Source organism: Microbacterium sp. CFH 31415, from assembly GCF_022538185.1.
GTDB lineage: Bacteria > Actinomycetota > Actinomycetes > Actinomycetales > Microbacteriaceae > Microbacterium.
Map to the genome: position 1 here is coordinate 363,227 of NZ_JAKYXC010000002.1, position 25,494 is coordinate 388,720.

Sequence of the window (25,494 nt, forward strand, 5' to 3'; positions counted from 1 at the left end):
CCGGTCCCCCGTGAATCAGCTGTCAGACCAGCGAACGCAGCACGTACTGCAGGATTCCGCCGTTGCGGTAGTAGTCCGCCTCGCCGGGCGTGTCGATGCGCACGACCGCGTCGAACTCGACCGTCTGCTTGCCCTCGGGCGAGAACTCGCTCGGCTCGGCGGTGACCCGCACCGTCTTGGGCGTGACGCCCTCGTTCAGCTGCTCGAGCCCCGAGATCGAGACGATCTCGGTGCCGTCGAGACCCAGCGACTTCCAGCTCTCCCCGGCCGGGAACTGAAGCGGGACGACGCCCATGCCGATGAGGTTCGAGCGGTGGATGCGCTCGAAGCTCTCGGTGATGACCGCCTTGACGCCCAGCAGACTGGTGCCCTTGGCAGCCCAGTCGCGCGACGAACCCGAGCCGTACTCCTTGCCGCCGAAGACCACCAGCGGGGTGCCCTGCGCCTGGTAGTTCATGCACGCGTCGTAGATGAACGACTGCGGGCCGCCCTCCTGCGTGAAGTCGCGCGTGTAGCCGCCCTCGACGATCTGGCCGCCGTTCACCGCCGCGACCAGCTCGTTCTTCAGACGGATGTTGGCGAACGTGCCGCGGATCATGACCTCGTGGTTGCCGCGACGCGAGCCGAAGGAGTTGAAGTCCTTCTGCGCCACTCCGTGCTCGGTCAGGTACTGCGCGGCCGGGGTGCCGGCCTTGATGTTGCCCGCCGGCGAGATGTGATCGGTCGTGACCGAGTCGCCGAGGGCCGCCATCACGCGGGCACCGGTGATGTCGGCCACCGGGGTCAGCTCCATCGTCATCCCGTCGAAGTACGGCGCCTTCCGGACGTAGGTGGAGTCCTGGTCCCACTCGAACTGCGCGGCGTCGGGTGTGGGCAGGCTCTTCCAGCGCTCGTCGCCGTCGAAGACGGTGGCGTACTGCTTGATGAACTGCTCACGCGAGATCGACGAGTCGATCGTCGCCTGCACCTCTTCGGGCGTCGGCCAGATGTCCTTGAGGAACACGTCGTTGCCGTCGGTGTCCTTGCCGAGCGGGTCGGACTCGAAGTCGAAGTGCATCGAGCCTGCCAGGGCGTACGCGACGACCAGCGGCGGCGAAGCGAGGTAGTTCATCTTCACATCAGGGCTGATGCGCCCCTCGAAGTTGCGGTTGCCCGAGAGGACGGCGGTGACCGCGAGGTCGTGCTCGTTGATCGCGGCGGAGACCTCCTCGATGAGGGGGCCCGAGTTGCCGATGCAGATCGTGCAGCCGTAGCCGACGGTGAAGAACCCGAGACCCTCGAGCGCCTTGTCGAGCCCTGATTTCTCGTAGTAGTCGGTGACGACCTTCGAGCCCGGTCCGAGTGTGGTCTTGACCCACGGCTTGCTCTTGAGGCCCTTGTCGAGTGCCTTCTTGGCGAGCAGTCCAGCCGCGAGCATCACCGACGGGTTGGACGTGTTGGTGCACGACGTGATCGCGGCGAGGGTGACGGCTCCGTTGTCTAGGATGTACGACGTGCCCTCGGGCGTGGTGACTTTGACGGGCTTGGATGCCGCAGCCGGGCCGCCACTGGAGATGTGGACGACGCGCGTCTCCTCGTGCTCGTCCCCCGGGACCGCACCGGGGTCGGAGGCGGGGAACGAGTGCTTCGACTCGAGGTCGACGATGTCGTTCGACTCCGTCGGGTCGGCGTAGTTGAGGATGTCGACCTCGAACTGCGACTTCGCCTCGGACAGCAGGATGCGGTCCTGCGGGCGCTTCGGACCGGCGATCGAGGGCACCACCGTGCCGAGATCGAGTTCCATGTACTCGCTGAAGACGAGCTCGCGGGCCGGGTCGTGCCAGAGCGACTGCTCCTTGGCGTACGCCTCGACGAGTGCGACCGCAGCCTCGTCGCGACCCGTCAGACGCAGGTAGTCGATCGTGACGTCGTCGATGGGGAACATCGCGGCCGTGGAGCCGAACTCCGGGCTCATGTTGCCGATCGTGGCGCGGTTCGCGAGCGGCACCGACGCGACGCCTTCGCCGTAGAACTCGACGAACTTGCCGACGACGCCGTGCTTGCGGAGCATGTCGGTGATCGTGAGTACGACGTCGGTCGCCGTGACGCCGGCGGGGATCTCGCCGGTGAGCTTGAAGCCGACCACGCGCGGAATGAGCATCGAGACCGGCTGGCCGAGCATCGCGGCCTCGGCCTCGATGCCGCCGACACCCCAGCCGAGCACACCGAGGCCGTTGACCATGGTGGTGTGGGAGTCGGTGCCGACGCACGTGTCGGGGTACGCACGCAGCACGCCGTTGACGTTGCGGTCGTATATGACCTTGGCCAGGTGCTCGATGTTCACCTGGTGCACGATGCCGGTGCCCGGCGGGACGACCTTGAAGTCGTCGAACGCCGTCTGTCCCCAGCGGAGGAACTGGTAGCGCTCGCCGTTGCGCTCGTACTCGATCTCGACGTTGCGCTCGAGGGCGTCCTCGCGACCGAAGAGGTCGGCGATGACGGAGTGGTCGATGACCATCTCGGCGGGTGAGAGCGGGTTGATCTTGTTGGGGTCGCCGCCCAGCGCGGTGACCGCCTCGCGCATCGTGGCGAGGTCGACGATGCACGGAACCCCGGTGAAGTCCTGCATCACGACGCGGGCGGGCGTGAACTGGATCTCGGTGTCGGGCTCGGCCGCGGCATCCCACGAACCGAGTGCCTCGATCTGCGCCTTCGTCACGTTCGCACCGTCTTCGGTGCGGAGAAGGTTCTCGAGCAGCACCTTCAGACTGAACGGGAGCTTCTCGTAGCCCGCGACCTTGTCGATGCGGAAGATCTCGTAGTCGGTGCTGCCGACCGTCAGGGTGCTCTTGGCACCGAAGCTGTCAACCGTGGACACGTCTGTCTCCTTCGTCGGCGGCGGGAGCGGGGCCGGAGCCCGGCACTCCCCATCTTCCCCCGCACCGGAGCCCTCGGCTAGTGAGGATGACCTAATCCGCGGCGGGGTCAATTTATCTTGATATCAAGATAAATGTATCACTCCGCGGCGGTGGCCTCGTTCGACTCGCCACGCGGATACAGGGCGCGGACGGCGAGCCACGTGACGGCGACGAGCGGCGCGAAAAGAGGCAGCCCCATCACGAGCTTGAGCGTCCCGAGCGCGGTGACGTTGTCGGCGAAGTACAGCGGCAGCTGCACCAGCAGGCGTGCGGCGAAGAGCGATGCCCACGCGATCGCGAGCCAGAAGTACACGCGGCGCTTGCGCTTGTCGGCCCGCCAGGCGGTGCCCTCTCCCATCAGGAATCCCGCGGCCAGGCCGATCAGCGACCATCCGATGAGCGCTGAGGTCAGGAAGGCGCTTCCGTATAGCGCGTTCGTGATGAAGCCGGGGATGAAGTTGTTGGATGCCTCGCCCGTGAACGCCGCGAAGGCCGCGGCGACGCCCGCCGCGACCAGTCCGCCGATCGCCGCCGTCACAGGCTGACGGGCGATGAGCCGCGCCGCGGTGAAGACGGCCGCGATGCCGACCGACAGTCCGAGCGACAGCCACAGGTTGCCGTCGCCCGTTCCGGGATCGATGGTGAGCGTGTAGACGACGATGAAGACAAGGCCGGGCAGGACGGACTCGAGGACGCCCCGCCACCCGCCCATCGCGGCCCAGACGACGTGACCGGTCGAGGCGCCTTCGGCGGGGTCGAGCCCCGCACGGCGCGCGGCACCGCCGAGCGCGGCGCCGAGAAGGTCGGAAGCGGATGCTTCGGTCGCCGGGGGCGGGGTCAGACCGGCGCTGCGCTGCTCGTCGCCGGTCGAGGGCGTGGGCTGGTCGGTCACGCCGCGCCCGGGGTGGCCGGCATGCGCAGCGGGATGAGGTCGCGAGGCGGCATCGGCGAGCCGCCGCGCACGACCACGATCGAGCGGAAGAGGTCCTCGACGGCAGCTGCGGCCTCGACGTCCGACGTCGCCGCACCGCCGATCACGCCGCGGAGGAACCAGCGCGGTCCGTCGACCCCGACGAACCGGGCGAGCCGCTTGCCCGACGTGCCGTCGGGACCCGCCGCCACGGGAACCTCAGCGAGGAGCTCCGGGCCGAGGGGACCCTCGCGCTCCTCGACGCGCCCGCCCTGCTGACGGATCTGCTGGCGGATCTGCTCGCGCGTCTCAGCCCACAGTCCGACGGTCCGCGGCGCGGCGAACGGCTGCACCTGCAGGGTCGAACCGGCGTAGTCGAGCCCGACCGCGACGATGCGCTTGGTCTGCTCCTCGACCTCGAGACGCAAGTTGAGGCCCTCCCGCGGGAGGATCTTGATCCCGCCGAGATCGATGTACGGGCGGACGGGGTTCGCCTCGGACTCGTCGAACGGGCCGGCGACGGCGCGGTCCTCAGGCGCGTCCTTGCGCGGGGAGTCGGCTGCGGGAGTGGGGTCGGTCATGCGAGGACTCCGTCCTTCTTGTCAAGATCGCGGGGAGCTTCCCGCGTGGACTCGCCCAGGCTCGTCGGCGGCACAGCAGCGCCCCCGCCCGCGAAGCCCGTGGAGCCGAAGCCGCCTTCGCCTCGGGCGCTCTCGGGCAGAGCCTCGACGGGGACGAACCGGGCGCGTGGCACCGGCATCACGATGAGCTGGGCGATGCGGTCGCCGACCGCGATGTCGTGGGCCTGCTCGGCATCGGTGTTCAAGAGGATGACCTTGATCTCACCGCGATAGCCGGCGTCGACCGTCCCGGGAGCGTTCACGACCGTGATGCCGTGCTTGGCGGCGAGTCCGCTGCGCGGGACGACGAACGCGACGTATCCATCCGGGAGGGCGATGCGCACTCCGGTGCCCACCATCGCCCGTCGGCCGGGCTCGAGGCGGATCGCCTCTGCGGCCATGAGGTCGGCGCCGGCGTCGCCCGGGTGCGCGTACACCGGGACGTCTGAGGCGATAATGGGGACGTCCACCGTTTCAGTCACCCAATGAGGGTAATGCAGAAGACAGCGCACGACGTCGGAGCCCGCGACTATCGCGAACGGCTCGGTCCGTCCCTCTGGGTCATGGTCAGCGCCGCGGTCGCCGGACCGATGGTCGCCCTCGTCTTCGCCCCCATCGACACCACGATCGCCCTCGTGATCGGGGCGGTCGTCGGGGTCGCCGTGGTCGCGCTGCTGGTGGCGGGCTCGCCGGTCGTCGCCGTCGAGGGCGGAGAGCTGCGCGCCGGGCGTGCGCACATCCCCGTGGACCTCCTGGGCGACCCGGCGGTGCACGTCGGGGAGGATGCCCGTCAGCACCGCGGCGCGGCTCTCGACCCGCGATCGTGGCACGTCATCCGGGGTGGGATCGACGGACTCGTAGTGATGCCGGTGTCAGATCCTCAGGATCCGACACCGGCATGGGTGATCTCGTCGCGGACACCCGACCGGCTCGCCGCCGCCGTGCGCCGCGCCCAGGTCAAGCCGAGCACTCCCGGCACATAGGCCCGTCCGGGGTCTCGTGGTCGAGCTGCGAGCGGTGCTTCACGAGGAAGCAGTTCGAGCACGTGAACTCGTCCTCCTGCGGCGGCAGCACGACGACGTCGAGCTCGAGGTCGGACAGATCAGCCCCGGGGAGCTCGAAGCCCGAAGGGTTGTCGGCATCCTCGACGTCGACCGCTCCCGAGAGCTTGTCGGGAACGCGCTCCTTGAGAGCCTCGATCGACTCGCTGTCGTCCTCGGTCTTGCGGGGGGCGTCGTAATCGGTGGCCATTCGTAAACGTCTCAACTTCCGAAGTCTCGCGGGTGCGCCCGTTCAGGCGGCGATAGTTTGCATGACCGTCTCCGTTTTCGCAAATGCGCGCCGCAGATTGTTCGACCATGCGTCCCCGTGAAACTCGCGCCACGCGCTGGATATTCCCGGCCTTGGACACCGCCTGTGTCAGCATGGCCGGGACACGCAGGATCGGAGGGGCGTTCGCATGGAACAGCTCAAGGTCATCGGCACCGAGGACGACACACTCGTCCTGGCTACCGAGTCCGGCGAGAGGTTCGCCCTCGCCGTCGACGACGTGCTGCGCATCGAACTGCGCAAGGCGCGTCGCGACCGCGACGACGACACGCAGGCGGCGCGGCCGAGTCCGCGCGACATCCAATCGCACATCCGCGCGGGGCTCTCGGCCGAAGAGGTCGCGAACCTTCTCGGCGCGCGCGTGGAAGACGTCCGCCGGTTCGAAGGCCCGGTCCTCGCGGAGCGCGAGCACATCGTGGGCCAGGCGCTCGCGGTCGCCGTGCTGCTCGGCGGCGGCTTCGAGGGCGAGGGCAACCCCACGTTCGGCGCCGCCGTCCGCGCCAAGCTGCACGAGGCGGGCGCCTCGGGCGAGCGATGGACGAGCTGGAAAGAGCCCACCGGCTGGATCATCAAGCTCGAGTTCACGGCCAGCGAGGTCGACCACGACGCACGCTGGGGCTTCGACCCCCGCCGCAGCACGCTGTCTCCGCTCAACGCCGACGCCATCCAGCTGTCGCGTCAGGGCTCGCTGCCCGAGGGCCTCATCCCCCGCCTGCGCGCGCTCGAGACGACGCCGGCCAAAGACGAGACCCGGTTCGACAGCGGAGCCTTCGGGCCGCGCAAGCTGCCCGACGCCGACTTCGAGTCGCCCGATCTGCCTGCGCCCGCCGCGCCGGCCGTGCAGCAGGCGGCGATCAAGCGCGCCGACGAGCCGGCCGTGACCTCAGCCGAGACGGCCGACCTCCTCGAGGCGCTCCGCCGCCGCCGTGGTCAGCGCGAACCGCTGCCCGGGGCCGAAGAGGCCTCCACGTCGCGCTCGCAGTCGCCCGTCGCGCTGTTCGACGCGCTCGAGCCCGGCTATGACGAAGCCCCCGGCGACGACGACCCCGAGGTCTCCGACTTCGACGTGGCGCCGTCCGCAGTGGCGGAGGCAGGTCGCCGCAAGGGCCGCACATCGATGCCGTCGTGGGACGAGATCGTCTTCGGCGCCCGCAGCGACGACTGACCTCTCTCCGATCAGGTGCGGCGCCGCGCGAACCGCGCCGACGTGCACCGAGAGCCGCGGCGCCCTCAGGCGAACGCGCCCAGCCGCAGCAGCGGGACGACCCGCTCCTCGGTGGTGAACGAGCCGTGCTGGCCGATCATCTTCTGCGGTGCCTTGTCCGCGAGTCGGTCGTCGTAGTAGACGACGCCCGAGCGCGCCGCGACGACGACGTCGCCGAGGCGCTCCCGCACCTCGGGGCTCACCGGCCCGAGCACGCCCGACGCGATCAGCTCGTCGCGTGAGAGCACCCACGACCGCGCCTCCTCCGACGCGCGCCACGCGTGCACCACGTCCTCCGCGTGGCCGGGTTCTGCGTAGAGGTGCAGCATGCGCGGCTCGCCTCCGATCAGCCGCACGCCGTTGAGGAGAGGGTCGCCGTCCCGGAGGAGGATCTGCCGATGCCGTGGGATGTCGACCATGCCGTGGTCGGCCGTCACCACCGCGCCGGTGCCCGGTGCCAGCGCCTCGGCGAAAGCGCGGGCCGCGGCATCCACTCTCTCCAGCATCACGGTCCACTCGTCGGACTGCCAGCCGCGACGATGCCCGACGCCGTCGAGTTCGGGCGCATAGAGATAGATGAGGGATCCCGGATGCTGCGTCCCGAGCTGCGCCGCAGTGAGGACGCGCTCGGTGAGGTCGTCCACGCCGATGAACTCCGCGCCCGCCTGCGTCGCTGCCGTGAAGCCCGTGCCGCGGTACTCGCTCTTCGTGACGACGAAGAACGGCCGGGCCAGGGACGTGGCGAGCGGCGTCGCGCGCTGGAACTCGAGCGGCAGTCCGTCGGTGTCCCATCCGCGCAGCTGATTCACGACGTCGTCGGTCCCCGGGACTCGTGCGCGGTAGCCGACGATGCCGTGCTCCCCCGGCAGCGTGCCGGTGAGCAGGCTGGTCAGAGCGGACGCCGTCGTCGAAGGGAAGACGGTGCGCGCCACGTCCTTCTTCGATCCCGCCTGCGCCAGGAAGCGCGCGTGCCCGGCGCGTGCCGACAGGTTGTGCGATCCGAGGCCATCCAGCACGAACACCACGGCGCTCTCGGCGGGCGCGAACCAGTCCGACGTCCCATCGAGCGCTGCCGACATCTGCGGCACGACACCGGTGAGGCTCCGGGCTCGCGGCGGGTCCGCGGGTAGGCTGATCGACATCGGGGTCAGTCTCGCACACCCGCGGGTGACCCTCGCCGCACCGCCGTCACCCGAGGCCACATCGTCATGCCTGCATCCCCCACCGATTCCGCTCCCGTCGACCACGGCCGCATCGAGGACGTCGACGTCTCGACCGAGATGCAGGGGTCCTTCCTCGAGTACGCGTACTCCGTCATCTACTCGCGCGCCCTGCCCGACGCGCGCGACGGGCTCAAGCCCGTGCAGCGCCGCATCCTGTACCAGATGGCCGACATGGGCCTGCGCCCCGATCGCGGCCACGTCAAGAGCGCCCGCGTCGTCGGCGAGGTCATGGGAAAGCTGCACCCGCACGGTGACGCCCCGATCTACGATGCGCTCGTGCGTCTGGCGCAGCCCTTCTCGCTGCGCGTTCCCCTGGTCGACGGCCACGGCAACTTCGGCTCACTCGACGACGGCCCCGCCGCTCCGCGCTACACGGAGGCGCGCCTCGCGGCGGCGGCTCTGGCACTGACGGAGAACCTCGACGAGGACGTCGTCGACTTCATCCCCAACTACGACGGCCAGTTCCAGCAGCCCGAGGTGCTGCCCGCCGCGTACCCGAACCTGCTCGTCAACGGCGCCACCGGCATCGCCGTCGGCATGGCGACGAACATGGCCCCCCACAACCTCATCGAGGTCGTGGGGGCGGCGATCCACCTGCTCGACAACCCCGAGGCGACCGTCGAAGAGCTCATGGAGTTCGTGCCCGGCCCCGACCTGCCTTCGGGCGGCATCATCGTGGGCCTGGACGGCATCAAGGACGCCTACACGAAGGGTCGCGGCAGCTTCCGCACGCGGGCCAAGGTCTCCATCGAGTCGCTCGGCCCGCGCCGGACCGGCATCGTCGTGACCGAGCTGCCGTACCTCGTCGGTCCCGAGCGGATCATCGAGAAGATCAAGGACGCCGTCACCGCGAAGAAGCTCCAGGGCATCGCGGACGTGACCGACCTCACCGACCGCCACAACGGCCTGCGGCTGGTCATCGGCATCAAGACGGGCTTCGACCCGAATGCGGTGCTCGAGCACCTCTACCGGCTGACGCCCCTCGAGGACTCGTTCAGCATCAACAACGTCGCCCTGGTCGACGGTCAGCCGCAGACGCTCGGACTGCGCGAGCTGCTGCGCGTCTACCTCGACCACCGCATGAGCGTCGTGACGCGCCGCAGCCGCTATCGGCTCGCGCGGCGCAAGGAGCGCCTGCACCTCGTCGAGGGCCTGCTCATCGCGATCCTCGACATCGACGAGGTCATCCAGGTCATCCGCACGTCGGACGACGGCGAGCAGGCACGCACGCGCCTCATGGACGTCTTCGACCTGTCCGACCCGCAGGCCGAGTACATCCTCGAGCTGCGCCTGCGCCGGCTCACGCGCTTCTCCCGCATCGAGCTCGAGGCCGAGCGCGACAAGCTCAAGGCCGAGATCGCCGAATTGGAGGAGCTCCTCGGAAGCGAGATCCTGCTGCGCGCACAGGTGGCGCGGGAGCTGGATGCCGCGGCCGAGACGTACGGCACCCCGCGGCGCACCCTTCTCCTCAACGGCGGACCGGCGGCGCCCCGATCACGTGCGGCCGCCGCAGCCGCCGATCTGCAGATCGCGGACGCGCCGTGCCGCGTGTTCCTGTCGGCGACGGGGCGCATGGCTCGCGCCGAAGTGGTTGCGGATGCGCCCAACGGCGGCATCGTGCCGCCGTCGCGGCGCGCGAAGCACGACGCCATCCGCTCGTGGGTCGACACGACCACGCGCGGAGACGTCGGTGCGGTCACGAGCGCCGGGCGCCTCATCCGGTTCTCTCCCGTCGACCTGCCCTCCGTGCCCGGCAACTCCGTGCAGCTCGCCGCCGGAACACGCGCCGACCAGTACCTGGGTCTGCCGTCCGGCGAGCACGTCGTGGCGATCGTCCCCCTCGAGGACGGCCCGCCCATCGCCCTCGGCACGCGCCACGGCGTGGTCAAGCGCGTGGCGGCCACCGAGCTCGGCAGCAAGCACGACATCGAGATCATCTCGCTGCGCGACGGCGACCGGGTGGTCGGCGCCGCGCCGGCGACCGACGGCGCCGAGCTGGTGTTCGTCGCCGACGACGCCCAGCTCCTGCGGTTCGACGCGTCGTCGGTGCGCCCGCAGGGGCGCGCGGCCGGCGGTATGGCGGGCATCCGCCTGAGCGACGGCGCCGAGGTCATCTCCTTCGGCGTCGTGGGTGCGTCGGCGTTCGACGCCGTGGTGGTCACGGTCGCAGGCTCCCGCGCCGCCCTCGCCGGCACCGACCCCGGAAGCGCGAAGGTCTCGGCGTTCACGGAGTTCCCCGCTAAGGGACGCGCCACCGGCGGCGTGCGCGCTCAGCGCCTGCTCAAGGGCGAGGACATGCTCACGCTCGCCTGGGTCGGCTCCGATCCCCGTGCAGTGGCTCCGGATGGCGCGACTCGCACGCTGCCGGACGCGGGTGCGAAGCGGGATGCTTCGGGCACGCCGCTCGACGCGGTCATCGGCGCGGTCGGCACCGGCATCCGCTGATCCGGCTGATCTCCGCGGGGCGCGGGTCGCACCCGCCCCAGGTGCTTCACGCGTCGATGCGCTCGCGGGCGAGGCGGTCGCTCGAGTCGATGATGAACTCCTTGCGCGGGGCGACGTCGTTGCCCATGAGGAGTTCGAAGACGGATGCCGCGGCCTCGGCGTCCTGCATGCGCACGCGTCGGAGCGTGCGGCCGGCGCGGTCCATCGTGGTCGTCGCGAGCTGGTCGGCGTCCATCTCTCCGAGGCCCTTGTAGCGCTGCACGGGCTCCTGCCAGCGCTTGCCCGCCTTGGTGAGCTTGGTCAGCAGGGCGTGCAGCTCCTGCTCGGTGTACGTGTAGATCGTGTCGTTCGGCTTCGTGCCGGGGTTCATCACGACCACGCGGTGCAGCGGCGGCACGGCGGCGTACACGCGACCGTCGTCGATCAGCGGCCGCATGTAGCGGAAGAAGAGCGTGAGCAGCAGCGTGCGGATGTGCGCCCCGTCGACGTCGGCGTCGCTCATCAGGATGATCTTGCCGTAGCGCGCGGCGTCGAGGTCGAACGAGCGCCCCGAGCCGGCGCCGATCACCTGGATGATCGCGGCGCACTCGGCGTTCGAAAGCATGTCGCTGATCGATGCCTTCTGAACGTTGAGGATCTTGCCTCGGATCGGCAGGAGCGCCTGATACTCGCTGTTGCGCGCGAGCTTCGCCGTGCCGAGGGCCGAGTCGCCCTCCACGATGAACAGCTCTGACGCCGCCACGTCGTTCGTGCGGCAGTCGGCGAGCTTGGCCGGCAGCGACGAGGACTCGAGCGCGTTCTTGCGGCGCTGCGTCTCTTTGTGCGCGCGCGCCGAGATGCGCGCCTTCATCTCTGCAACGACCTTGTCGAGCAGGAGCGACGTCTGCGCCTTGTCGTCGCGCTTGGTCGAGGTGAACCGGGCGGTGAGCTCTTTGGCGACGACGTTCGCCACGATCTGGCGGACGGCCGGAGTTCCGAGCACTTCCTTGGTCTGGCCCTCGAACTGCGGCTCGGGGATGCGCACCGTGAGCACCGCCGCGAGTCCGGCGAGGATGTCGTCCTTCTCGAGCTTGTCGTTCGAGCCGAACTTCAGGCGGCGCGCATTCTGCTCGACCTGCGTGCGCAGCACCTTCATGAGCCCCTGCTCGAAGCCCTGCTGGTGCGTCCCGCCCTTAGGCGTGGAGATGATGTTGACGAACGAGCGGGTCGTGGTCTCGTAGCCGGTCCCCCAGCGCACCGCGATGTCGACCTCGCACTCGCGCTGCACCTCGGTCGGCACCATGGCCCCGGACGGCTGCAGCACCGGCACCGTCTCGGTGAACGAGCCGCTGCCGGTGAGGCGCCACGTGTCGGTGATCGGTGCGTCGGGCGCGAGGAAGTCCGCGAACTCCGAGATACCGCCGTCGAAGCGGAAGCTGGTCTCGACCGCCTCTTCGCCGCGCTCGTCGCGGATCAGGATCTCGAGACCCGGCACCAGGAACGCCGTCTGGCGTGCCCGTTGCTCGAGCTCGGTGAGGGTGAACGCGGCATCCTTTGTGAAGATCTGCTTATCGGCCCAGTAGCGGATACGGGTGCCCGTGACGCCCTTCGCGGCGCGCCCCACGACGCGCAGCTCGGAGCTCTTCTCGAAGGGGGTGAACGCCGACGACGGCGACCCGTTCGCGAAGATGCCGGGCTCACCGCGGTGGAACGACATGGCCCACGTCTTGCCCCCGCGGTCGACCTCGACGTCGAGACGCTCGGACAAGGCGTTGACCACGGACGCGCCGACGCCGTGGAGGCCGCCGGATGCGGCGTACGATCCGCCGCCGAACTTGCCGCCCGCGTGGAGCTTCGTGAACACGACTTCGACGCCCGAGAGTCCGGTGCGGGGCTCGATGTCGACCGGGATGCCGCGGGCGCGGTCGCGCACCTCGACGCTGCCGTCGGCGTGCAGGATGATCTCGATGAGCGAGCCGTGGCCGGCAAGCGCCTCATCGACCGAGTTGTCGATGATCTCCCACAGGCAGTGCATGAGGCCACGGGAGTCGGTCGAGCCGATGTACATGCCGGGGCGCTTGCGGACCGCTTCGAGTCCTTCGAGGACCTGCAGATGGTGGGCGGAGTACTCGGCGGTCACAATCTCCAAGGGTATCCGGGGTCACAGACGCCGGTCGGCCGACACGCTTCTTGGGGCCGCGCCGTACGCGCTGAGCGAAATGTGACCCGTTCGCGGCATTCTCGAAACAAAGGCGTGGTTGTATTTCATGACCCGCACCGGAGTTCTATCACTACGAGGAGGCACCGAGATGACTACTTCGACACCCACCGAGCTGGGCTCCGTCCTCGAGTACCGCCTCACCGCGGCGGACCGCTGCGACTCCTGCGGCGCTCAGGCATACATCGCGGCCGAGGTCAACGGCAGCGAACTGCTCTTCTGCGCCCACCACGGCCGCAAGTACGAGGAGAAGCTCCGCGCCGTCGCCACCTCGTGGCACGACGAGACGGCCCGCCTGGCTGAGGCCAACTGAGCCGGGGACTCACTCTCCCGAGTAGATCCTCGGCACCAGCGGCGAGACGCGCACCGCGATCTCTTCGCCGATCGTCCCGATCGCCTCAGCGAGATCGGTCGCCGAGGACTCGCCCCCGTCGCCGGGGCCGTAGATGCGCACGACGTCGCCGGGCGCGGAATTCGTCCACCCCTCCACTCGGAAACCCGATCCCGAAGCGGTCAGGGCACGCGGACCACCCGGAGTGCCGACGGTCACGCGGCCGGCGAGGATCGACGGCAGGCCGTCGAGCGGACCGACGTCGATCGAGGCTCCGTCGTCGTCGACCGCGGTGACCCGCGCCTCGAGCGTCGCGATCGGCCGCACGCCGAGGTGCTCTTCGTCTGGGCCGCCGGCGGAGCGGATGCCGTAGCAGAATGCCCCCACCCGCACGAGGTTGTAGCGGAATTCCGGCCGGGCGAACGAGGCGGCACTGGCCGAGAGGTGCAGCATCGTGGGCGAGAGGCCTGCCTGGCGCGCGGTGGTCACCGCGGCGTCGAACAGAGCGCGGGCAGCGTCGTCCTCTTCGTCGGATGCCTCGGCGATGTGGCTCCAGATGCCGACCACCTCCAGGCATCCCTCCGCTGCGAGCTGTGCCGCACGGGCGGTGAACTCCGGCCACTCCTCGGGACGTACGCCGTTGCGGTGCAGGCCCGTGTCGATCTTGAGGTGCACGCGCGCGAGCGCACCGGCGACCCGCGCCTCGGCGGCGACGTCCTCAAGCAGTTCGGCGTCGCCGACCCCGAGGTCCAGTCGCGCCGCCACGGCTTCCGCCGCTTCCGCCCGCGAGGCAGCGATCCACGAGAAGACGCGGACGTCGCCGCCCAGCACGTCCCTCACGCGACGGCCGGTGGCGACGTCGAAGGCGCCGATCCAGCGCACGCCCTCGCGCCGCGCTCGCCGCACGGTCGCGTCGAGCCCGTGCCCGTAGGCGTCATCCTTCACGACGAGCATCAGCTCGGCCGGAGCGACTGCCTCGCGCACGCGAGAAAGGTTGGCCGCGAAGCGATCGAGGTCGATACGAAGCACCCCGCTCATGCGATCCACTCCCGCGCCGCACGCAAGCCGACCACGGTGACGAGCTCGTCGGCGCGCAGGCCGGTGGCCTCCACCCACTCCGCGACCGACGGCTCGCCCGCCCGAGGATCGCCGAAGAAGACGGCCTCGTCGCCGCGCCGCACCGGGGCGGCGCCGACATCCACCACACACACGTCCATCGCCACGCGGCCGATGATGGGAAGCGATGCGCCGCCGATCGTCAGGCGCGCCCGGTTGCCGAGGTCGCGCACGACGCCCTGGGCGTAGCCGCCCGTGACCAGCGCCACACGGGTGTCTGCGGCCGCGCGGAAGCGGTACCCGTACGACACGCCCTCCCCTGCGCGGAGTGCCTTCACACCCAGCACGGTGCCGCTCAGGCGCATCGCCGGCACCGCGTCGGGCGCACCGCCCGGCAGCCCGTACAGCGTCAGGGTATCGAGGCCGGGCGAATCGCTCGCGGTGGCTCCCGCAACGCGCGCGTCGGCGAGCACGCGGACAGCCGTGGCGTCGTCGACGATCAGGCGGTCCACCCCGGCGGCGAGCAGCTCTGCGGCGACTGCGGGTGCGCCGTGACCCCAGGCATCGGCCCGCAGATCGGCGACCGCCCGCGTGCCCTCCGGCAGCCGCGCCACGGCCAGCGTGGCGTTGTGCGCGATGGCGGAGGCCGAGACTCGGGCGACCGGGGCACTGGACGGCTCATGGATCCACGCAGCGTCGCCATGCCCAGGGTTCGCCGAACTCACGCCTCTAGACTATCCGGGACCCCCGATCCCCAACCCGGAGTACGCATGCCTTCTCAGGGCCTCGGCCTCGCGCCCCGCCTTCGCTACCTCGCCGCCCGCGCCCGTCGCATCGACGTCGGATCCGTGGTCGAACGTGCGAAGGAGACGTCGCAGCAGCACGGCAAGTGGACGCCCGCCGTCCTGGTCGACATGCTGTGGTCGGCCGGCTTCCGGCAGGTCGGGTTCCAGGACTACGTCGACTACGACTTCGCCATCCTCAGCCGCGCCGAGCGCGCGACCTACATGACGCACCCCGTCTCGAATGAGCTGTCGCAGAAGTACGACCACCCCGACTTCCGGCACCAGTTCCATCACAAGGTGGAATTCAACCGCGTGTTCAGCGAGCATCTGCACCGCGAGTGGATGGTCGTCGAGGACGACAACGCCGACGCCGTCCGCGCCTTCACCAAGCGCCTCGGCACGATCGTGACGAAAGAACCCATCGGTCAGGCAGGCACCGGCGTGCACCGATACCGCGCCGAGGACGTGGACGACTGGAATGCCTTCCACCGCGGGCTGCTCCACCGCGGCGAGGTGCTCATGGAGGAGGTCATCCAGCAGCACCCCGATCTCGCCGCCGTGTGCCCCGGCACCGTCAACACGACCCGGGTCACCGCCTTCTTCGACGGCGAGGAGACGCACATCCTCGCCATGGCGCAGAAGTTCGGCCGCGGCGCCGTGAGCGACCAGATGACCTTCGGCGGCTTCTACACGATGCTCGACGAGGACGGCCACGCCGTCGGCCCCGGGTACGACTCGCACGCCCACGTGCACGAGAAGCACCCCGACAGCGGCTTCGTCATCGCCGACTTCCAGCTGCCGATGATCGACGAGGTGAAGGCGTTCGTCGACCGCGTCGCCCGCGTCGTGCCGCAGGTGCAGTACGTCGGCTGGGACATCGTCGTGACCCCGGACGGCCCCGTGCTCGTGGAGGGCAACTGGGGCGCCGGCGTGTACGAGAACAAGCCCAGCGTCACCGGCATCCGCACCGGCCACAAGCCCCGCTACCGCGCCGCGATCGGCTTCTGAGCCGATCGGACCCGAACGCCGAAGGCGCGGCACCCCGAGGGGTGCCGCGCCTTCGTACGCGGGAGGGGGCGGTCAGACCGCGCGGATGATTCCGAGCGGCGTGGACTGATGCCCTTGACCGAGCGGATTGTCCTGCAGGATCGCGATGAGGCGCTTCTCGTACGCCTTGTCGACGGTCGACCCGAGGATGTTGCCGCCGAGGTCGTTGATGTCGACCACCGCGACCTCGGGGACGCCCCCGAGGAGCGCCTTGAGATGAGCCGCGACCTCGCGGGGACGCTCGGGCCCGAGGACGACGGCCTTGTTGTACGGCGGGATGGTGCCGCTCGTCGGTCCGTCGATCGCCCGCGCCTTGTCGCCCGCGATGCGGTAGAAGTCGCCCTTGCGGCCGAACAGCTTGGTCACGGCCGACACGGCGGCCGCGACCAAGATGCGGATCGTGCCGCACTCGCGCAGCGCCATCTCCATGGTCTCGGGCATGCCGAGGCCGATGCCGTACGGCGTGCGCGTCACGTACTTCGAGAGGAAGTAGGCGAGCTTGCGCGGCCTGATGTCCTCGACGAGGTACGAGCGACCCTGGGTGATCGCGACGATCTTCTCCGTCACGAAGAGCAGGTCGCCGTCACGGACGAGTCCTGAGGCGTACTCGCTCACGAAGCCGTCGAGGTCGTCGCCCGGCATCACGACCCGCGTGCGGATCGGGATGCGGGCGTACGACGAACCCTCGACGGAGACGGTGAGCGCCTTGCCGTCGTTCGCCTCGCTCACTCGAGGTAGTCCCGCAGCGACTGCGAACGGCTGGGGTGACGGAGCTTCGCCATCGTCTTGGACTCGATCTGACGGATGCGCTCGCGCGTCACGCCGAAGGTGTCGCCGATCTGGTCGAGCGTCTTGGGCTGACCGTCGCCCAGCCCGAAGCGCATGCGGATGACGCCCGCCTCGCGCTCGGAGAGCGAGTCGAGGAGGGACTCGAGCTGACGCTGAAGCATCGTGAAGCCGACGGCATCCGCCGGGACGACGGCCTCGGTGTCTTCGATCAGGTCGCCGAACTCGCTGTCGCCGTCCTCGCCGAGCGGGGTGTGCAGGGAGATGGGCTCGCGTCCGTACTTCTGGACCTCGATGACCTTCTCGGGGGTCATGTCGAGCTCGCGGCTGAGCTCTTCTGGCGTGGGCTCGCGCCCGAGGTCCTGCAGCATCTGGCGCTGGACGCGCGCGAGCTTGTTGATGACCTCGACCATGTGGACCGGGATGCGGATGGTGCGCGCCTGGTCGGCCATGGCACGGGTGATCGCCTGGCGGATCCACCAGGTGGCGTAGGTCGAGAACTTGAAGCCCTTGGTGTAGTCGAACTTCTCGACGGCGCGGATCAGACCGAGGTTGCCCTCCTGGATCAGGTCCAGGAACTGCATGCCACGGCCGGTGTAGCGCTTGGCGAGCGACACCACGAGGCGCAGGTTGGCCCCGAGCAGGTGGGACTTCGCACGCTGGCCGTCACGGGCGACCCACTGCAGGTCGAGCCCGAGCTGCGACGACTTCTCGGCCGCCGACATGTGCGACAGCTTCTCCTCGGCGAACAGACCCGCCTCGATGCGCATCGCCAGCTCGACCTCTTCGGCCGCGTTGAGGAGCGGCACCTTGCCGATCTGCTTCAGGTAGTCCTTGACGGGGTCGGCCGTCGCGCCGGTGATCTGCGTCGAGTAGACGGGGACGTCGTCCTCGTCGCTCGAGGTGATGACGATCGCACCGGTCGGAAGAGGCTCGGTGAACGCCGGCTTGGTGCTCTCCTCTTCCTCCTCCTCGTCTTCGGCCGCAGGAGTCTCGTCGGCTGCGGCGGCCTTCGCGCCACGGCGCGCAGCCGGGCGAGCAGGCGTCTCGGCGTCGTCGTCGCCCGCCTCTTCCAGATCGTCGTCGGCGTTGAGCTCGACGTCGTCGAGCTCCTCGACGTCGTCCTCGAGATCCTCGTCGGACGCGGCGCCCTTCGTCGCAGCCTTCTTGGGCGCGGCCTTGGCGCTCTTGGGCGCGGCCTTCGCACTCTTGGGCGCGGTCTTGGTCGCCGTCTTCTTGGCGGCGGGCTTCGACGCGGCCTTCGCGGGCGCCTTCGTCGCAGCCTCGGCCGCCGTGGTCTCGTCCGTCTCGGTGTCCTTCGCGGCCGAGCGGGCCTTGGTGTTCGTGCCTGAGGTCACGTTTCGCCTTTCACCGGGAGTGTGTGCCGACGCCCCCGGGAGATTTCGGACACTAGTAAGACCCTTGTCAAGTCCCGGCGCCGCCGAGTGCACCTCGGGGAACCAGTTGACAACGGGTCAGAGCATCCAGTATCGCATACTTGGGATCTGCCGCCAGCATTCGCGGCAATGCATCGGATCGCTCTCCTCTACAACACCCAGGACAGCCCGCTCATTCCGATCAGAGGCCACGCTTGTCCTCGTCGCCGGTGGGGCGGCTCGCCAGGAACCGCTCGAGTTCGGCGGCGAGCTCGTCGGCGCTGGGCAGGTCGCCGGTGTGGATCATCGGCGCAGCGAGCGTGGACCCCGCCATATAGGCGTCGTAGCGCTCTTCCAGGCCCTTCACCATGCGGGAGAGCTCGTCGCTGCCGGAGACCTGCTCTTCGACCTTGGACAGGTAGTCGCGGTTCTCTTCGCGCAGCTCTTCTCCGGTGAACACGAGCCCGGTGGCGACCGTGAGGCTGTCGAGTGCGGCGAGAGCGGCGGCCGGGTACTCGGTGTCGCCGAGGTAGTGCGGAATGAGGAGTACGAACCCGGCGACGCGCATGCCCGCCTCAGCGAGGCGGTACTCGAGCAGGTGCCCTGCGGTGGCGGGAACCTGGGTGTGCGGCTTCCACACCGAGTGCGCCTCGGTGAGCTCGCTGCGGGTCCCGCTCACGGTCGTGCCGATCGGTCGCGTGTGCGGCACAGGCATCGGGATCGCGTGCACCCACGTGACCGTGGACACCTCGTAGTCGTCGACGAAGTCGAGGACCGCGGCGGCGAAGGCATCCCACGCGAAATCGGGCTCGTAGCCGGCGAGGAGCAGGAAGGGCTGGCCGAGCGCATCGTGGGCGAACGACAGCTCCAGCCGAGGCGGCCGGTAGTCGGTCAGGTGATCCTGGTCGAACGCGATCACCGGGCGGCGGGCGCGGTAGTCGAGGAGCACGTCGTTGGAGAAGACGGCGAGCGGGGTGGGCACGATGTCGTCGCGGAAATAGTCGACGACCCGGCTGACCGCGTTGCCCGCGTCGGTGAATCCGGTCAGCGCCACCACGAGCGGGAGGCCCCGGGGCACGGGAGGCGCGGAGGCGGAGCGCTCGAACAGCGGACCGGTGAGGGGCATGCCTCCATGCTACGAGCCGACGCCGACGCCCGGGGTCGGCGGCCGTCCCGCTCAGAGCGAACACCCGTGGTTGGATGGAGACCATGTCGTTTCCCGACCTCGCGTACAGCGAATCCCCCGTCCGAGAGTCCGACGCAGACGTCCTTCTCCTCGCCCTTCCCCCGGTCGACGGCGAAGGCGCCCCCGATCTGGGCGGCTGGCCCGGCCTGCGGGAGGCACTCCTCGCCACCGGCTTCACCGGCTCACCCAACTCCTTCCAGCGCGTCTACGCGCCGCAGACGTCGGACAAGCCGCTGGCCGTCGTGGGAACCGGTGCGGCCCCGGATGCCGCGGCCCTGCGCGACGCGGTCGGCTCCGCGATCCGCACCCTGACCGGCTTCGCCACGGTCGCCGTCGCCGCGCCGTTCGCCGACGACGCCCTGTGGACCGCTGCGGCGGAAGGCGCCGCGCTCGGGGGCTACCGCTTCGACGGCTACAAGTCCGAGGCGCCCAAGCCCCGCGCGTCGAAGGTCGTCGTCCACGGCACCGCGGCCGCCGACGCCGAGAGGCTCGCCGCGATCACGGCGACGGCCGACGCGGTCGCGCTCGTGAAGGATCTCGTGACGACGCCGGCCGAGTGGCTCGGGCCCGCCGACTTCGCCGAGCGCGCGACCCAGGCCGTCGACGGCCTCGGCGTCAGGGTCGAGGTGCTCGACGAGGACGCGCTGCGCGAGGGCGGCTACGGCGGCATCCTCGGCGTCGGGCAGGGCTCCGACCGGCCGCCCCGCCTCATCCGCCTGGAGTACGCCCCCGAGAGCGCGAAGCGACACGTCGCACTCGTGGGCAAGGGCATCACGTTCGACACGGGCGGCCTGTCGCTGAAGCCGGCCGCGTCCATGGTCGGCATGAAGTACGACATGTGCGGCGCCGCCACCGCGCTGGCCGTGCTCCGTGCCGTCGCCACCGTCGGCGCGCCGGTCAAGGTCACCGCCTGGCTCTGCGTCGCCGACAACATGCCGTCCGGCCGCGCCACGCGCCCCGGCGACGTGCTGCGCATGCTCGACGGCACGACCGTCGAGGTGCTCAACACCGACGCCGAAGGCCGGCTGGTGCTCGCCGACGGGCTGGTCGCGGCGAGTCGCGAGCATCCCGATGTCATCGTCGACGTCGCCACGCTCACCGGCGCCATCACCGTCGCCCTGGGCACCCGCCACGTGGGGGTCATGGGCGATGACGAGGCGGTCGCCGCCTACCTCGCCGCCGCCGCCGCCGAGGCTGAGCCGGCGTGGCAGCTTCCGCTGCCCGCGCACATGGTGGATGAGCTCGACTCCCCCATCGCCGATCTGCAGAACGCGAAGATCGGCGACCCCGCCGGCGGCTCGCTGTTCGCCGGCCTCTTCCTGCGCCACTTCGTCGGTCGCACCGGCGATGAGGCGGACGCTCCGCGCATACCGTGGGTGCACCTGGACATCGCCGGTGTCGGGATGAACAAGGGCGGGGGCTACGGCTACACCGACAAGGGACCGACGGCAGCCACCGTCCGCAGCCTGATCCGCTTCGTCACGACAGAGGAGTCCTGATGACCGACCACACCTTCGACCTCGTCGTCCTCGGCGGCGGCAGCGGCGGCTACGCAGCGGCACTTCGCGCCGCAGAGCTCGGCAAGTCCGTCGCCCTCGTCGAGAAGGACAAGGTGGGCGGCACCTGCCTGCACCGGGGCTGCATCCCGACGAAGGCGCTACTCCACGCCGCCGAGGTGGCGGACACTGCTCGGGATGCCGCGACCATCGGCATCCGCGCCACCTTCGAGGGCATCGACCCGGCGGGGGTCCGCGCCTACCGCGAGGGCATCGTCGCGAAGAAGTTCAAGGGACTCGAAGGACTGGTCAAGTCGCGAGGCATCACCGTCGTCCCGGGCGAGGGCCGCCTCGAGGCCGGACCCGCCGTCCGCGTCGGCGACGACGTGTACCGCGGCACCGACGTCATCCTGGCGACGGGGTCCTACAGCCGCACCCTCCCGGGGCTCGAGATCGGCGGTCGCATCCTCACCAGCGAGCACGCGCTCGAACTCGACGAGATCCCGTCGCGCGTCGTGATCCTCGGCGGCGGTGTCATCGGCGTGGAGTTCGCGAGCGTGTGGCGCTCGTTCGGCGTCGATGTCACGATCGTCGAGGCGCTCGACCACCTCGTCCCCAACGAGGACGTCGCGCTCAGCAAGGCCCTCGAGCGCGCGTTCCGGCGCAGGGGAATCGCGTCGTCGCTCGGTGTGCGGTTCCAGGGTGTGACGCAGACGCCCGAGGGGGTGACCGTCACGCTCGAGGACGGCAAGACGTTCGAGGCGGACTACCTCCTCGTCGCCGTGGGGCGGGGCCCCGCGACCGCCGGGCTCGGTTACGAGGAGGCAGGCGTCACGATCGACCGCGGCTTCGTGGTGACCGACGAGCGCCTGCGCACGAGCGTGCCCCACGTGTGGGCCGTCGGCGACATCGTCCCCGGCCTGCAGCTCGCCCACCGCGGGTTCCAGCAGGGGATCTTCGTCGCGGAGGAGATCGCCGGTCTCTCCCCCGTCGTCGTCTCCGATACCCAGATCCCGAAGGTCACCTACAGCCACCCCGAGGTCGCGTCCGTCGGCCTCACCGAGGCGCAAGCATCCGAGGCACATGGCGCTGACGCAGTCGTGGCCTACGAGTACAACCTGGCCGGCAACGGCAAGAGCGAGATCCTCGGCACGGGCGGCATCGTCAAGGTCGTCCGCGTGAAGGAAGGCCCCGTGATCGGCGTGCACCTGGTCGGCGACCGGGTCGGCGAACTCATCACCGAGGGCCAGCTCGCCGTCGGCTGGGAAGCGCATCCCGAGGACATCGCTCCGTTCGTCCACGCACACCCCACCCAGAGCGAAGCCCTGGGCGAGGCGTTCCTCGCACTCGCCGGAAAACCGCTCCACGCGCTCTGACGCTGGGGCCCCGCGGCATCACTAAGCTAGATCCGATATCCATTCCGAAGGAGACATCGTCATGAGCACTTCCGTGGTCCTCCCCGCTCTCGGTGAGAGCGTCACCGAGGGTACGGTCACCCGCTGGCTCAAGCAGGTCGGCGACACCGTCCAGGCGGACGAGGGCCTGCTCGAAATCTCCACGGACAAGGTCGACACGGAGATCCCGTCGCCCGTCAGCGGTGTGATCGAGGAGATCCTGGTCCAGGAGGACGAGACCGTCGAGGTCGGCGCCGTGCTCGCCAAGATCGGCGACGGCTCGGGATCCTCGGAGGCCGCCCCGCAGCCCGAGGCCGACGCACAGCCCGAGGCAGCCGCGCCCGCCGAGGCCGCGCCCGCCGCCGAAGCTGCACCCGCCGAGGCCGCGCCCGCCGCCGAAGCTGCACCCGCCGAGGCCGCGCCCGCCGCCGAAGCTGCACCCGCTGCCGCCCCGGCCTCGTCCGGCGGCAAGGACGTCGTGCTTCCCGAGCTCGGCGAGAGCGTGACCGAGGGCACCGTGACCCGCTGGCTGAAGCAGGTCGGCGACGAGGTAGCGGTCGACGAGCCGCTGCTCGAGATCTCGACCGACAAGGTCGATACCGAGATCCCCTCGCCCTTCGCCGGCACCCTTCAGGAGATCCTCGTCCAGGAGGACGAGACGGTCGAGGTCGGGTCGGCCCTCGCACGCATCGGTGAGTCTGGCGCCGCCGCTCCCGCTCCCGCGGCTGAAGCTCCTGCTCCCGCAGCCGAAGCTCCTGCTCCTGCTCCCGCAGCCGAAGCTCCCGCAGCCGCGGCTCAGGCTCCCGCGGCAGAGGCTCCGGCCGCCCCCGCCGAGGCGCCCGCTCCGGCTCCTGCCGCTGCACCGGCTCCCGCGCCCGCCCCGGCTGCCGCACCTGCCCCTGCTCCCGCCGCCGAGGCTCCCGCTGCGCCGGCCACCGAGGACGATGAGGTCGTCTCCTACGTGACCCCGCTCGTGCGCCGGCTCGCGCAGCAGCAGGGCGTCGACCTCGCGACGGTCAAGGGCACCGGCGTCGGTGGCCGCATCCGCAAGGAAGACGTGCTGAAGGCCGCCGAGGCGGCGTCCGCTCCTGCGCCCGAAGCCGGTGCCGCCCCCGCATCGGCGGCAGCACCGCTCGAGGTCTCGCCGCTTCGCGGCACGACCCAGCCCATGTCGCGTCTGCGCAAGGTTCTCGCCGAGCGTGCGGTCGCCTCCATGCAGTCGACGGCGCAGCTGACGACCGTGGTCGAGGTCGACGTCACGAAGCTCTCGAGCTTCCGCGACAAGGTGAAGGGCGACTTCCAGTCCAAGACGGGCGACAAGCTGTCGTTCCTGCCGTTCTTCGCGCTCGCCGCCGCCGAGGCGCTGCAGGCGTACCCCGTGATCAACTCCACGGTCGACGGCACCGACATCGTGTACCCGCCGGGCGAGAACCTCTCGATCGCGGTCGACACCGAGCGAGGCCTCCTGACGCCCGTGCTTCGCGATGCCGCGTCGAAGAACCTCGCGCAGATCGCACACGAGATCGCCGACCTGGCCGCCCGCACGCGCGACAACAAGCTCAAGCCCGACGAGCTCGCCGGCGGCACGTTCACGCTGACGAACACCGGTTCGCGCGGCGCGCTGTTCGACACCCCGGTCGTCTTCCTGCCCCAGACCGCAATCCTCGGCACCGGAATCGTCGTCAAGCGCCCGGGCGTCGTGACGGTCGACGGCAAGGACGCGATCTCGGTCCGCTCGTACGTCTACCTCGCGCTGTCGTACGACCACCGCGTGATCGACGGTGCCGACGCCGCGCGCTTCCTCGGCGCCGTGAAGGCCCGTCTCGAGGCTGCGGAGTTCGAGAGCCAGCTCGGCATCTGAGCCACCTTGACTATGGCTGCTGCGCGGCGGCGTGCACGTCGCGCAGCAGCCATTCGTCGTCTCTGCGCTCGATGACGACGAACTGAGCTGCTGTGCCGTCCACCGCGTCTACGCGCAGCACGGCGACCCCGCCGAAGTCGTCGAGCAACGCGATCGCCCGTTGCTCGCGCGGCGCGTCGATCGGCCCGGCCGCCCACGACGACTCCGGATCCACCATCACGCCGGCCAGGCAGTCGATCTCGCCGCGACAGGCGAGGCGCTGGTGAAGCAGCTCGCCCACCACGCGGCTCAGATCGGTCTCGACCTCGCCGACCGCACCGACCGGATCAGCTGACCCCGTCGAAGTCGCACCCTCAGGTTCGATCGTCGCCGTGGTCGCGGGCACCGGCACCTCCGCCGTCGCCGCGTCGTCGCCGTCCGATGGCCAGAACAGACCCACGCCGAGCACCGCCGCCGCAGCGGCGCCCGCTACGAGCAGCGACGCCCGGCGCGAAGACGTGCGTGCGCTCGTCGCACGCCGCCACACGCGCGTCGTGGCCCGCGAGACGAGGTCGGCGAGGTCGCCGTCGACGTGGCGGAGGAGACCGTCCCACGGACGCCGCCGGTCCACGGACTCGTCCGCCGACGCGTCATGGCGGTCGTACCGCGCGAGTGGCCGCACGCCGCCCGGGCCGGCCGGCTCCGTCGTGATGGCGAGAGGTTCGGCCAGGTGGAACAGCAATGCCTCAGCGCGCTCGAGCTCGATGGCCGACGGACGCTCCGCCATGATCGCGGCGCCCGCCGCGTCCCACGCCTCGTGCGGCCTTCCGAGGGCCACGCCGGCGAGCAGCGAGATCGACGCGTCGCGCAGCGATCGGGGCGCGGCATCCGTCACGAACACGGGGCGCCCGGCATCGGTGAGCCACCACTCCCCCGTGACAGCGGACGGATCGCGCAGCTCGGCGAATCCGCGCAGCACGCTCACGGCGAGCGTCACCGCCTCGCCGGGCATGAGCGGCGGGCCGGTCGCCGCCCGGCGCGCGAGCAGATCGGTGACGCGCTCGGTGCACACCGGCAGAGCCACGTCGTGCCCGTCGCTTCGCCTGACGACGTCGATCGGCGCCAGCACGTGACCGTGGGGCGCGGCATCCCACCCCTTCCACTCGCGTCCGAGCACCGCCGCATCGACGAGGACGCGACGCTCGCCCGACTCCAGGCCCACCAGAAGGCCCGGCCAGGGCCCGTCATCAGTCGCCCCCACAGGTCGCACCGGTCGGTACGGCGCGCGCAGGGCATCGGTCTCACGGGTCACCGCACCAGCGTTGCGGCGCACTCGCGGTCGCCGGGAGGGCTCATCTCCGCCTGTGGACGA

The 25,494-nt window shown here is 70.3% G+C and carries 21 protein-coding genes; 8 read left to right on the forward strand and 13 right to left on the reverse strand.

What is annotated here, in order from left to right:
• Positions 1-22 precede the first annotated feature (22 nt).
• The 4 genes from acnA to dut all read right to left on the reverse strand — a co-directional run bounded on the left by acnA (position 23) and on the right by dut (position 4,909).
• Positions 23-2,857, reverse strand: a complete 2,835-nt coding sequence (gene acnA / locus MK786_RS02660) for an aconitate hydratase AcnA (RefSeq protein ID WP_241110692.1) — start codon at positions 2,855-2,857, stop codon at positions 23-25.
• A gap of 137 nt (positions 2,858-2,994) precedes the next feature.
• Positions 2,995-3,789, reverse strand: a complete 795-nt coding sequence (locus MK786_RS02665; protein ID WP_374200401.1) for a DUF3159 domain-containing protein — start codon at positions 3,787-3,789, stop codon at positions 2,995-2,997.
• Positions 3,786-4,388 (reverse strand): DUF3710 domain-containing protein, encoded by a 603-nt coding sequence (locus MK786_RS02670; RefSeq protein WP_241110693.1) that lies wholly within the window; start codon positions 4,386-4,388, stop codon positions 3,786-3,788. The genes MK786_RS02665 and MK786_RS02670 overlap by 4 nt, the downstream gene beginning before the upstream one ends.
• Positions 4,385-4,909 (reverse strand): dUTP diphosphatase, encoded by a 525-nt coding sequence (gene dut / locus MK786_RS02675; protein ID WP_241110694.1) that lies wholly within the window; start codon positions 4,907-4,909, stop codon positions 4,385-4,387. The genes MK786_RS02670 and dut overlap by 4 nt, the downstream gene beginning before the upstream one ends.
• Positions 4,910-4,921: 12 nt before the next feature.
• On the opposite strand from dut, the gene MK786_RS02680 reads away from it, so the two are divergent.
• The gene (locus MK786_RS02680; protein ID WP_241110695.1) at positions 4,922-5,410 is read left to right on the forward strand and encodes a DUF3093 domain-containing protein; all 489 of its coding nucleotides are present in this window, start codon (positions 4,922-4,924) and stop codon (positions 5,408-5,410) included.
• Here the strand turns inward: MK786_RS02680 and MK786_RS02685 are convergent.
• The gene (locus MK786_RS02685; protein WP_241110696.1) at positions 5,385-5,678 is read right to left on the reverse strand and encodes a DUF4193 domain-containing protein; all 294 of its coding nucleotides are present in this window, start codon (positions 5,676-5,678) and stop codon (positions 5,385-5,387) included. The genes MK786_RS02680 and MK786_RS02685 overlap by 26 nt on opposite strands.
• Positions 5,679-5,886: 208 nt before the next feature.
• Between MK786_RS02685 and sepH the strand changes: the two genes are divergently transcribed.
• Positions 5,887-6,921, forward strand: coding sequence for a septation protein SepH (sepH, locus tag MK786_RS02690; RefSeq protein ID WP_241110697.1), 1,035 nt, complete (start codon positions 5,887-5,889; stop codon positions 6,919-6,921).
• A gap of 65 nt (positions 6,922-6,986) precedes the next feature.
• Here sepH and MK786_RS02695 read toward each other — a convergent pair whose 3' ends face one another.
• Positions 6,987-8,102 (reverse strand): alkaline phosphatase family protein, encoded by a 1,116-nt coding sequence (locus tag MK786_RS02695; protein ID WP_241110698.1) that lies wholly within the window; start codon positions 8,100-8,102, stop codon positions 6,987-6,989.
• Positions 8,103-8,168: 66 nt separating this feature from the next.
• Between MK786_RS02695 and MK786_RS02700 the strand changes: the two genes are divergently transcribed.
• Positions 8,169-10,628 carry a DNA topoisomerase (ATP-hydrolyzing) subunit A gene (locus MK786_RS02700; RefSeq protein WP_241110699.1) on the forward strand — a complete coding sequence of 820 codons (2,460 nt, stop codon included), beginning with the start codon at positions 8,169-8,171 and terminating at the stop codon, positions 10,626-10,628.
• A gap of 46 nt (positions 10,629-10,674) precedes the next feature.
• Here MK786_RS02700 and MK786_RS02705 read toward each other — a convergent pair whose 3' ends face one another.
• Positions 10,675-12,747 carry a type IIA DNA topoisomerase subunit B gene (locus MK786_RS02705; protein ID WP_374200402.1) on the reverse strand — a complete coding sequence of 691 codons (2,073 nt, stop codon included), beginning with the start codon at positions 12,745-12,747 and terminating at the stop codon, positions 10,675-10,677.
• A gap of 169 nt (positions 12,748-12,916) precedes the next feature.
• Here MK786_RS02705 and MK786_RS02710 point away from each other — a divergent pair, with 169 nt between their 5' ends.
• Positions 12,917-13,138 carry a hypothetical protein gene (locus MK786_RS02710; RefSeq protein WP_191766395.1) on the forward strand — a complete coding sequence of 74 codons (222 nt, stop codon included), beginning with the start codon at positions 12,917-12,919 and terminating at the stop codon, positions 13,136-13,138.
• Between the two features lie 9 nt (positions 13,139-13,147).
• Here MK786_RS02710 and MK786_RS02715 read toward each other — a convergent pair whose 3' ends face one another.
• Both MK786_RS02715 and MK786_RS02720 read right to left on the reverse strand, forming a co-directional pair.
• Positions 13,148-14,194 (reverse strand): alanine racemase, encoded by a 1,047-nt coding sequence (locus MK786_RS02715; protein WP_241110700.1) that lies wholly within the window; start codon positions 14,192-14,194, stop codon positions 13,148-13,150.
• Complete coding sequence (locus tag MK786_RS02720) at positions 14,191-14,937, reverse strand: alanine racemase C-terminal domain-containing protein (protein ID WP_241110701.1); 747 nt, start codon at positions 14,935-14,937, stop codon at positions 14,191-14,193. The genes MK786_RS02715 and MK786_RS02720 overlap by 4 nt, the downstream gene beginning before the upstream one ends.
• Positions 14,938-14,982: 45 nt before the next feature.
• Here MK786_RS02720 and MK786_RS02725 point away from each other — a divergent pair, with 45 nt between their 5' ends.
• A complete protein-coding gene (locus tag MK786_RS02725; protein ID WP_241110702.1) occupies positions 14,983-16,005 on the forward strand; it encodes a sugar-transfer associated ATP-grasp domain-containing protein in 1,023 nt (340 codons plus the stop codon).
• 72 nt (positions 16,006-16,077) lie between these two features.
• On the opposite strand, the gene MK786_RS02730 is transcribed toward MK786_RS02725, so the two are convergent.
• From MK786_RS02730 to MK786_RS02740, 3 genes are all read right to left on the reverse strand, one after another.
• On the reverse strand, positions 16,078-16,773 hold the full coding sequence (locus MK786_RS02730) for a coenzyme F420-0:L-glutamate ligase (protein ID WP_241110703.1): 696 nt from the start codon (positions 16,771-16,773) through the stop codon (positions 16,078-16,080).
• Positions 16,770-18,188 (reverse strand): RNA polymerase sigma factor, encoded by a 1,419-nt coding sequence (locus MK786_RS02735; protein ID WP_241110704.1) that lies wholly within the window; start codon positions 18,186-18,188, stop codon positions 16,770-16,772. Before MK786_RS02735 ends, MK786_RS02730 begins: the two co-directional genes overlap by 4 nt.
• Before the next feature lie 220 nt (positions 18,189-18,408).
• Positions 18,409-19,332, reverse strand: coding sequence for a PAC2 family protein (locus tag MK786_RS02740; RefSeq protein WP_241110705.1), 924 nt, complete (start codon positions 19,330-19,332; stop codon positions 18,409-18,411).
• 83 nt (positions 19,333-19,415) lie between these two features.
• Between MK786_RS02740 and MK786_RS02745 the strand changes: the two genes are divergently transcribed.
• The 3 genes from MK786_RS02745 (at position 19,416) to sucB (ending at position 24,143) form a co-directional block, all read left to right on the forward strand.
• Positions 19,416-20,891, forward strand: a complete 1,476-nt coding sequence (locus MK786_RS02745; RefSeq protein WP_241110706.1) for a leucyl aminopeptidase — start codon at positions 19,416-19,418, stop codon at positions 20,889-20,891.
• The gene (lpdA, locus tag MK786_RS02750) at positions 20,891-22,264 is read left to right on the forward strand and encodes a dihydrolipoyl dehydrogenase (RefSeq protein ID WP_241110707.1); all 1,374 of its coding nucleotides are present in this window, start codon (positions 20,891-20,893) and stop codon (positions 22,262-22,264) included. Before MK786_RS02745 ends, lpdA begins: the two co-directional genes overlap by 1 nt.
• Positions 22,265-22,325: 61 nt before the next feature.
• The gene (gene sucB / locus MK786_RS02755; RefSeq protein WP_241110708.1) at positions 22,326-24,143 is read left to right on the forward strand and encodes a 2-oxoglutarate dehydrogenase, E2 component, dihydrolipoamide succinyltransferase; all 1,818 of its coding nucleotides are present in this window, start codon (positions 22,326-22,328) and stop codon (positions 24,141-24,143) included.
• A 10-nt stretch (positions 24,144-24,153) separates the two neighbouring features.
• On the opposite strand, the gene MK786_RS02760 is transcribed toward sucB, so the two are convergent.
• On the reverse strand, positions 24,154-25,434 hold the full coding sequence (locus MK786_RS02760; protein WP_241110709.1) for a hypothetical protein: 1,281 nt from the start codon (positions 25,432-25,434) through the stop codon (positions 24,154-24,156).
• Between the last annotated feature and the right edge of the window lie 60 nt (positions 25,435-25,494).